This window comes from Roseomonas mucosa ATCC BAA-692 (genome assembly GCF_000622225.1).
GTDB classification, from domain to species: Bacteria; Pseudomonadota; Alphaproteobacteria; order Acetobacterales; family Acetobacteraceae; genus Roseomonas; species Roseomonas mucosa.
Window position 1 is genome coordinate 1 of the sequence record NZ_JHWD01000049.1, and the last position, 7872, is coordinate 7872.

The 7872-nt window shown below is 72.4% G+C and carries 8 protein-coding genes; 5 read left to right on the forward strand and 3 right to left on the reverse strand.

Features of this window, described 5'->3' with window-relative positions:
• On the reverse strand, positions 1–305 hold a 305-nt coding region (locus BT98_RS0119550), incomplete at its 3' end, for an SDR family NAD(P)-dependent oxidoreductase (protein ID WP_027297438.1).
• A 320-nt stretch (positions 306–625) separates the two neighbouring features.
• On the opposite strand from BT98_RS0119550, the gene BT98_RS0119555 reads away from it, so the two are divergent.
• Positions 626–814 (forward strand): hypothetical protein, encoded by a 189-nt coding sequence (locus tag BT98_RS0119555; protein ID WP_019463475.1) that lies wholly within the window; start codon positions 626–628, stop codon positions 812–814.
• Between the two features lie 442 nt (positions 815–1256).
• Here the strand turns inward: BT98_RS0119555 and BT98_RS0119560 are convergent, their stop codons facing one another.
• Entirely contained in the window at positions 1257–2522 is a 1266-nt protein-coding gene (locus BT98_RS0119560) for a glycoside hydrolase family 71/99-like protein (RefSeq protein ID WP_019461910.1), read from the reverse strand.
• A gap of 92 nt (positions 2523–2614) precedes the next feature.
• Complete coding sequence (gene metW, locus BT98_RS0119565) at positions 2615–3229, reverse strand: methionine biosynthesis protein MetW (protein WP_026033332.1); 615 nt, start codon at positions 3227–3229, stop codon at positions 2615–2617.
• Between the two features lie 259 nt (positions 3230–3488).
• Here metW and BT98_RS27880 point away from each other — a divergent pair, with 259 nt between their 5' ends.
• From BT98_RS27880 to BT98_RS0119580, 4 genes are all read left to right on the forward strand, one after another.
• Positions 3489–3770, forward strand: coding sequence for a hypothetical protein (locus BT98_RS27880; protein WP_155985210.1), 282 nt, complete (start codon positions 3489–3491; stop codon positions 3768–3770).
• A complete protein-coding gene (locus BT98_RS27885) occupies positions 3767–4405 on the forward strand; it encodes a Maf family protein (protein ID WP_019461912.1) in 639 nt (212 codons plus the stop codon). Before BT98_RS27880 ends, BT98_RS27885 begins: the two co-directional genes overlap by 4 nt.
• Positions 4406–4527: 122 nt before the next feature.
• Positions 4528–6192: a Na/Pi cotransporter family protein gene (locus BT98_RS0119575; RefSeq protein ID WP_019461913.1), complete on the forward strand. Its 1665-nt coding sequence runs from the start codon at positions 4528–4530 to the stop codon at positions 6190–6192.
• A 216-nt stretch (positions 6193–6408) separates the two neighbouring features.
• Positions 6409–7629 (forward strand): YeeE/YedE family protein, encoded by a 1221-nt coding sequence (locus BT98_RS0119580; RefSeq protein ID WP_019461914.1) that lies wholly within the window; start codon positions 6409–6411, stop codon positions 7627–7629.
• Positions 7630–7872 lie beyond the last annotated feature (243 nt).

Here is a 7872-nt window from a genome sequence, read left to right on the forward strand (position 1 = left end):
ACCTCGTCCCACATCCTGCGGTCCATGCGCTTCATGGTGCCGTCGCGCGTGATGCCGGCGTTGTTCACCAGGATCTCGATCGGGCCGTACTTCTCCCGGATCCCGGCCACCGCGGCCTTGCACTGCTCGAAATCGCCGACATCGAAGCGGATGCAGGGAATGCCCGTGCGCTCCGTGAAGGCCTTCGCGGCCTCCTCGTTGCCCGCATAGGAGGCCACCACCGTGCGGCCATGGTCCTTCAGTCTCTCGCTGATGGTTGCCCCGATGCCGCGCTGACCACCGGTGACAAGTGCGACGCGTGCCATGCTCTGGCGCTCCTCCTGGCAGAACGGACCCTTGCGATCTTTGTCGCTCCGGCCGGTCTTAACAAGCGTAGGCAAGAAACGAAGTTACGCAAAGCCAAGGATCGCCATTCGTTTTGATACCCGGGCCGGAAAGCAAGGATGGCGGCCAGAGGGGAAGGCTTTGCCCCTCCCCGCCCCGGCTGCGGCAGCCCGGCTCCCGGCCCGCGGGACGGGCGTGTGCGAAACGGGGGCGAGCCACGCGAGAAGAGCGTGACAGGGTGCCGGGCCCGGATGCTAAGCGCCGCGCCGCAGACCGCCTTTGCCCTGGAGCTCTTTCGATCATGAACATGCCCGTCGTCGCCCTCCTCTGGCCGGACCACGCGAAGCGCGAGCCCGACACCGTGCTGCGCATGCTGGAGGTGCTGGAGCGCCGCTGCCTCGAAATGGGCGCCGACGAAGCGGCCGGGCATCTCGCCGAGGCGATGGAAGCGCTGCGCCGCGAGACCACTGAGCGCCGCCTCGCCGCCTGATACTGGCGGCAGCCTTCGCGGTCCGTGTCCGGCGTCGCCCTGTACCCGGGGGAAAGGCGCTGCCTTTCGCCCCGGACCCCCTATCCGCCAGGACCCTGCGGGCCCTGGACCCGATGAGTGGGCTCTCCCTGTGGCCGGATCGCGCCGGAGAGCATGGCTCTCCGGCGGACTGCCCGTGCCACCAGCGCGGACACGGTGTCTTTCCTCTTTTCGGGAGCCCCGCCTTTCCACCTGCTCCCAGGGGTCGGACGCCGGGCTGACGGCCACCATGCGGAGCCCACGAAAGCCCCGGGGTCCGGGGACCGGCTTCGGTCCCCGGCGGAGTGGGGGTCCGGGTGGAGAGGCAGAGCCTCTCCCCTGGCGGCCAGCCAAGAAGCGCCGCCGCTACCGTTTCCATGCTTCCCGGGGAACAGTCTTCGGTCCGCTCCCCTTCGAGTCGCGCTCAGGGCGCCGACGGCAGCGAGCCCGCCTGCAGCCCCCGCGCCACCTGCCCCGCCAGCCGCAGATATCCATCCGGCGGCAGGTCGCAGCCATCGGCAGCGCGCGACAGGAAGGCACCGCCCGCATCCGCCGCCGAGGGGCGCGGCACGTCCCGCAGATAGGGCAGAATGGCCGTCCCCTCGTCGAATTCGTCGAGATTGGCCGTCTGCATCATCCGCACGCCCGCGCCGATCAGGTTCCGTGCCTGCTGCCAGTAGAAGGCGCCGCAGCGGCGCGGGATCTGGTTCAGCGGGCCGGAACGCCCGTCATGCCGCTTCAGGTTGGTGGCGGAGAAGCCCGGCCAGGCCACGGGCAGGTAGCCGATGCCCAGGCGCCGCGTCTCCGCGAGGTCGGGCAGGACGTGGCTGCGCAGGAAGGCATCCGCCCCGGCCTCGTCCGCATAGGCACCGATCGGCCAGGGGCTGATGATGTCGAGGCTGCGGTAGATCGCCGCCCATTCCGGCTCCCGCCGGGAGGCGCCGGTCAGCGTCCGCCAGTCCGCCGCCACGCCGCCCATCACCGTCAGCGGCCCGATGGCGCGCAGCCCGTCCAGCAGGGCCTTCGCATGCGCCGCGTCGAAGCCGATCTCCACCGTGCCCAGGCCGAAGAGGCTCACCACGGGCCGTCCGCGATGATGCTGCCAGGCGGGCCGGTCGAGCAGCCCGGCGGCGCGCATCCGGCGCAGGTCCTCCACCACCTCGCGGTAGCGGTCCTGCGGAAAGCCGGTGAGGTCATAGACGATGAAGACCTGCCCTTCCTGCGAGGCGGCCGCCGCCAGCGCCAGGTCCAGGGTGCGGTCGGCCATGGCCTGGAGCGGCGTGCCCAGCGCGCTGGCGAAGCGGGCGAGCAGCATGCTGTGCAGCCCGTGCTGCCGCATCCAGCGGAAATGCGTCTCCAGCGTCGCGGCGCGCTGTGCCGAATAGACCCGCATCGGCTTTCCCGAGGCATCGCGCAGCGGCGTGTCGCAGAGCGCCTCGGCCGGCATGGCGGAAACGTCGGGCCAGAGGTCGAAGGTCGGCTCCAGCCCGCCGCCGCGATGGGGGGCGAACCAGTGGAACCAGCCGCCACCCGGCGCCTCCCCCGGGCAGGCGAACCAGCCCTGGTAGCCGACGACCATGCGGCCATCGAGGCCTTCGGCCCGCGCCGCCGGCGCCGTGGCGAGAGGGCCCAGGCAGCAGGCGAGCAGCAGGCCCCGCCGCAGCCGGGCCGCGATCCCGGTGGTCGTCATGGCATCCCTTCCCTCATCCCCGCCGAAGGGGAACGGAGCGCGGAGGAAAGATCAACCGGTGGTGGAGCGGATCGCCGCTTCCCGGGCCGCTGTCAGCGGGCCGGCGTGTCCGCCCGGCGCAGCACGAAGAGCGCCTGTTCCCCGAACAGGTTGGCCAGGCGCAGGCTGCGCCGCCAGGGCGCGCGCAGCCCGTGTTCGTCCACCGCCAGCCACTGTTCGACGATGTAGCCCTCCATCTCGCAGAGGGCGATGAAGTCCAGCATGGTGCAGGGATGGATGTTCGGCGTCTCGTACCAGGGGCGGTTCCAGGTCTCGGTATCCGGCATCCGGCCCTTGACCAGCAGCTTCCAGCGCAGCAGCCAGTGCCCGAAATTGGGAAAGGAGACCACGGCGCGGCTGCCGATGCGCAGCATCTGCGCCAGCACCTCGCGCGGCTTCTCCACCGCCTGGAAGGTGCGGGACAGCACCACGTAGTCGAAGGCTCGGTCCGGATAGAAGGCGAGGTCGTTGTCGGCATCGCCATGGATCACGGCGAGGCCTTGCCCCACCGCGCGCGCCACCTCGGCCATGTCGATCTCGATGCCGCGGGCATCGGCCCCCTTCTCGCGCGTCAGGTGGTCGAGCAGCGCGCCGTCGCCGCAGCCGATGTCGAGGACCCTGGCGTCCTCCGGGATCATCTCCGCGATCAGGCGCAGGTCGAGCCGCATGTTCTTGGCGACGAAGCGGACCGGCGGCACGTTGTCGGGCAAGGCGTTCCATCCCAGAAACCAGATCGCGGAAGACGGATCGTGCCCGGATGTAGGGCAGATCGGGGCCGAAGTCACATGCCGCGCCGCATCCTGGGCCAGCCATGCCCCGGGGCTGGGGAAAGCCGGCCCGCCTGGATCCTTTGCCCGCCCCCGCCGTTCTCCCTGCAACGCGCCACGCCGAGGCGGGCGCGAACCCGACAGGAGAAGGAAGCGGCCGATGTCCGACCCGATCACGCCGAGCCAGCCGACGCAGCCGACCCCGACCATCCCGAACGACCCGGCCACCCCGCCCGCCACGCCGGAGGTGCCGCAGCCCCCCGCCACGCCGCCCTCGGCGCCGCCCGCCCCGACGCCGCAGGTGCCCTCCACCCCGGGACCGGGCGTGCCGGAGATCACGCCGGACAGCGCGCCCGAGATCACTCCGTCTTCGCCGCCGGAGGTGACGCCGCCCTCGCCATCGCCTATCCCTCCCAGCGTCAACCCCACGGCACGCCTTTGATCCAGTCCGAGAACCCCGCCGTCGTCCTGGCCAGCGCCTCGGCCTCCCGCACCGCCCTCCTCCGGGCGGCCGGGCTGCGCTTCGAGGCGGTGGCCGCCGCCGTGGACGAGGAAAGCATCAAGCTCAGCTGCCAGGCCGAGGGCATTCCGCCCGGCGAGGCGGCGATGATGCTGGCCGAGGCCAAGGCCCGCCGCGTCGCCGAGAGGCTGGCGCGGCAAGGCGCGCCGGACGTCCTGGTGATCGGCGGCGACCAGCTCCTCACCTGCCGGATGCAGGACGGGGAGCGCTGGTTCGACAAGCCGCGCGACCCGGGCGAGGTCCGCACCCATCTGGAGGCGCTGCGGAACCGCGAGCACCGGCTGCACACGGCGGTGCTGTGCTGGCGCAACGGGGTGCGGGTCTGGCAGCACCTCGCGGTCTCGCGCCTGACCATGCGGGATTTCTCGGATGCCTTCCTCGATGCCTATGTGGCGGAGGAAGGAGCCCAGGCCATGGCCTCGGTCGGCGCCTACCGGCTTGAAGGGCCGGGCATCCAGCTCTTCCGCAAGGTGGAGGGCGAGCACAGCGCCATCCTCGGCCTGCCTCTGCTCCCCCTGCTCGACTTCCTGCGCCAGCACGGCGTCCTGGGGCGCTGAGCCGGAGCCGGTTCGCCGGCCCGGGTTGGAAACCCCCGCCCCGCCTGTCATCGTTCTGTCATCTTATGCCGTGAGACACCACCTCTCCCGGCCCCGGAGGACATGGAGGTGAAAGACAGGGATTGTATGGACTGAGCCTGCTGATCCAGCTCGCCGGCGAGGCGGCCCTGCTTCTCTACGGGCTGAGCCTCGTGCAGCGGGGGGTCGATCGCGCCTATGGCGCCCAGCTCCGCGAGGGACTGGGCCGCGCCCTGAGGGACCGCTGGCGGGCCTTCGCCGCCGGGCTGCTGGCCACCACCGCGCTGCAATCCTCCACCGCCGCCGGGCTGATGGTGGGCGGGCTGCACGCCGCCGGGGCGCTGGGGCTGGTGCCCGCGCTGGGCGCGATGCTGGGGGCCAATGTCGGTACGGCGCTGATCGCGCAGGTCCTGTCCTTCGACCTCCGTCCCGTCTTCCCGCTGGTCATCCTGCTCGGGTGGATGGCGTTCAAGCGCGGGAAGAAGGCGCGCACCCGCGATCTCGGCCGGGCCGCCATCGGGCTCGGCCTGATGCTCTGCGCCCTGTTCCTGCTGCTTTCCTCCATGCAGCCAGTGGAACATTCCGAGGGGCTGCGCCAGCTCCTCCACCTGCTGGAGGGTTCGCCGCCCGCCGCCGCCCTGCTGGCCGCGCTTCTGGCCTGGGCGACGCATTCCTCGCTGGCCGCCGTGCTGCTGGTGGGCTCGCTGGCCTCCACTGGCGTCATCGGCGCGGAAGCGGCGGTGGCCATGGTGGCCGGCGCCAACCTGGGCGGGTCCGTGCCGCCGCTCCTCGCCGCCCGCCATGGCGCCCGCGGCGGCGGCACGGACCCGGCCGGCCTGCGCCTGCCGGTGGGCAACCTGTTGAACCGCCTCGCCGGGGCGGTGCTGGTGCTGGCGCTGCTGCCGCAGGTCACGGCCCTGCTTTCCGCCGCGCCGGGCCGGCTGGTGGCGGACGCGCATCTCGGCTTCAACCTCGTGATGGCGGCACTGTTCCTGCCGCTGCTGGACCCGCTGTCGAGGCTGCTGCGCCGGATGCTTCCGGACCTGCCGCCGGAGCGCAATCCCGGCGCGCCGCGCTACCTCGACGAAGGGGCGCTCGCCACGCCGCCGGTCGCGCTCGCCAATGCGGCGCGGGAGGTGCTGCGCATGGCCGATACGCTGGAGACCATGCTGCGCGATGCCGGGGAGGCGCTGCGCCGCGCCGACCGGGACGAGGCCCGGGCGGTGGGGCGGCTGGACGATGTGCTGGACCGGCTGCACGGCGCCGTCCACGCCTATCTCGCCCGGCTGCCGCAGGAGGACCTGCCGGAGGCGGAAGCCCGGCGCCTCGCCGAGATCCGCGCCTTCGCCATCGCGCTGGAACATGCAGGCGATGCCGTCTCCCGCAACCTGTCCAAGCACGCCGCCCGTCGTGCCCGCCGGGGCATCCCGCTCTCGCCGGAGGATCTCCGGGTGCTGGAGGCGCAGACCGGCCGCCTGCTGGCGCAGCTCCGCCTCGCCGTCGCCGTCTTCCTGCACGAGGATGCGGAGGCGGCCCGGCAGCTGGTGCGCGAGAAGGAGGCCTGGCGTTCGGCGGAACGGGAGGCCACCGACCATCTGGTGGAGGCCAGCCCCGCCGGTTCCGCCGCGGCCAGCCTGGTGCTGGACGTGACGCGCGACCTGAAGCGGATCGGCGCGCACCTGGCCGGCATCGCCTATCCCCTGCTGGAGCGCCAGGGCGAGTTGCGTTCCACCCGCCTCCGTGCCCCATCTGTGACGGCAGGGGAGTAGCAGCGCCTCGCGGTCCGTCTCCCGGGTGGGCGGATCGCGGGTCCGGGAGGCCGGTGCGGTCCCTCCCCGGCAGCCTGCCCGTCCGCCGCGCGCCTCTCATGCCCCCCGAGCAAGGGGAGGGCCATGGAACCACGCTTTCCATTCGCTTATATGTGGAAAATACCGTCACGCCGCGTTCTTGCGCGGTTCGACGCCTCCATTTCGCGGAACCCCCCGATGTCCGCCACGACCCTGGCACCCTCCGCCGGCCTCGGCATCCAGCGCCCGGCAGCCCTGCTGGCCGGTGCCGCGCTCCTCCTCGGCGCGCTGCTGATCGGACAGGCCGTCAGCCCGCACCAGGCCCTGCTCTACCTGCTCGGCGCCGCGCTGGGGCTGGTGCTCTACCATGCCGCCTTCGGCTTCACCTCCGCCTGGAGGGTCTTCATCGCCGACCGGCGTGGCGAAGGGCTGCGCGCCCAGATGGTCATGCTGGCCCTGGCGACGGTCCTGTTCTTCCCCGTCCTGGCCTCCGGCAGCCTGTTCGGACAGCCCGTCTCCGGCCTGGTCTCCCCGGCCGGGACCTCGGTGGTGGTGGGCGCCTTCCTCTTCGGCATCGGCATGCAGATGGGCGGCGGCTGCGCCTCCGGCACGCTCTACACCGTGGGCGGCGGCTCCATGCGCATGGTGATCACCCTCGCCGCCTTCATCGCCGGCTCCGCCATCGGCGCGGCGCATCTCCACTGGTGGGCGGCGCTGCCCAGCCTGCCACGCCTCTCCATCGTCCAGCTCTGGGGCCCCTGGGCCGCCATGGCGGTGCAGCTCGCAGCCTTCGCCGCCATCGCCGCCGTGACGGTGGTACTGGAGCGGCGGCGCCACGGCGTCCTGGCCACCCGTCCGGCCGCGCCGCGCCAAGGGCTGGCCCGCTTCATCCGTGGTCCCTGGCCGCTGCTGGCCGGGGCGGTGGCGCTGGCCCTGCTGAACTTCGCGACCCTGGCCCTGGCCGGGCGTCCCTGGGGCATCACCTCCGCCTTCGCGCTCTGGGGCTCCAAGGCGGCGCTCGCCCTGGGCTTCGGCGTGGATGCCTGGCCCTTCTGGTCCACGCCCGCGGCCCAGGCGCAGTTGCATGGCAGCGTGCTGGCCGACGTCACCTCGGTGATGGATTTCGGCATCATCCTGGGCGCCCTGCTCGCGGCCGCCCTGGCCGGGCGCTTCGCCCCCACCTGGCGCGTGCCGCTGCGCTCCGCCCTGGCGGCGGTGGTGGGCGGGCTGCTGCTCGGCTACGGCGCGCGCCTGGCCTATGGCTGCAACATCGGCGCCTACTTCTCCGGCATCGCCTCCGGCAGCCTGCATGGCTGGGTCTGGCTCGTCGCCGCCTTCGCCGGCAACGTCCTCGGCACCCGGCTACGGCCGCTTTTCGGCCTGGAAGTCGAGCGGACGCCGCGCCTCACCGGTTGCTGAGGGGTTCTTCCGCCGCCCCGCGTCCCGGGTGAAAGGCGCTGCCTTTCCCCCGGACCCCCTATCCGCCAGGACCCTGCGGGCCCTGGACCCGATGGGTTGGCTCTGGCTGCCGACCGGATCGCGCCGGAGAGCATGGCTCTCCGGCGGACTGCCCGTGCCACCAGCGCGGACAAGGTGTCTTTTCTTCTTTCCGGGAGCCCCGAGTCTCCACCTGCTCCCGGGGATCAGGCCGGAAACCAACGG

Coding starts and splice junctions, on each gene's coding strand:
- BT98_RS0119580 (WP_019461914.1), top strand. CDS start 6,409: ATGTCCGCCACGACCCTGGCACCCTCCGCCGGCCTCGGCATCCAGCGC.
- BT98_RS0119555 (WP_019463475.1), top strand. CDS start 626: ATGAACATGCCCGTCGTCGCCCTCCTCTGGCCGGACCACGCGAAGCGC.
- BT98_RS0119560 (WP_019461910.1), bottom strand. CDS start 2,522: ATGACGACCACCGGGATCGCGGCCCGGCTGCGGCGGGGCCTGCTGCTC.
- BT98_RS27880 (WP_155985210.1), top strand. CDS start 3,489: ATGTCCGACCCGATCACGCCGAGCCAGCCGACGCAGCCGACCCCGACC.
- metW (WP_026033332.1), bottom strand. CDS start 3,229: ATGCGGCTCGACCTGCGCCTGATCGCGGAGATGATCCCGGAGGACGCC.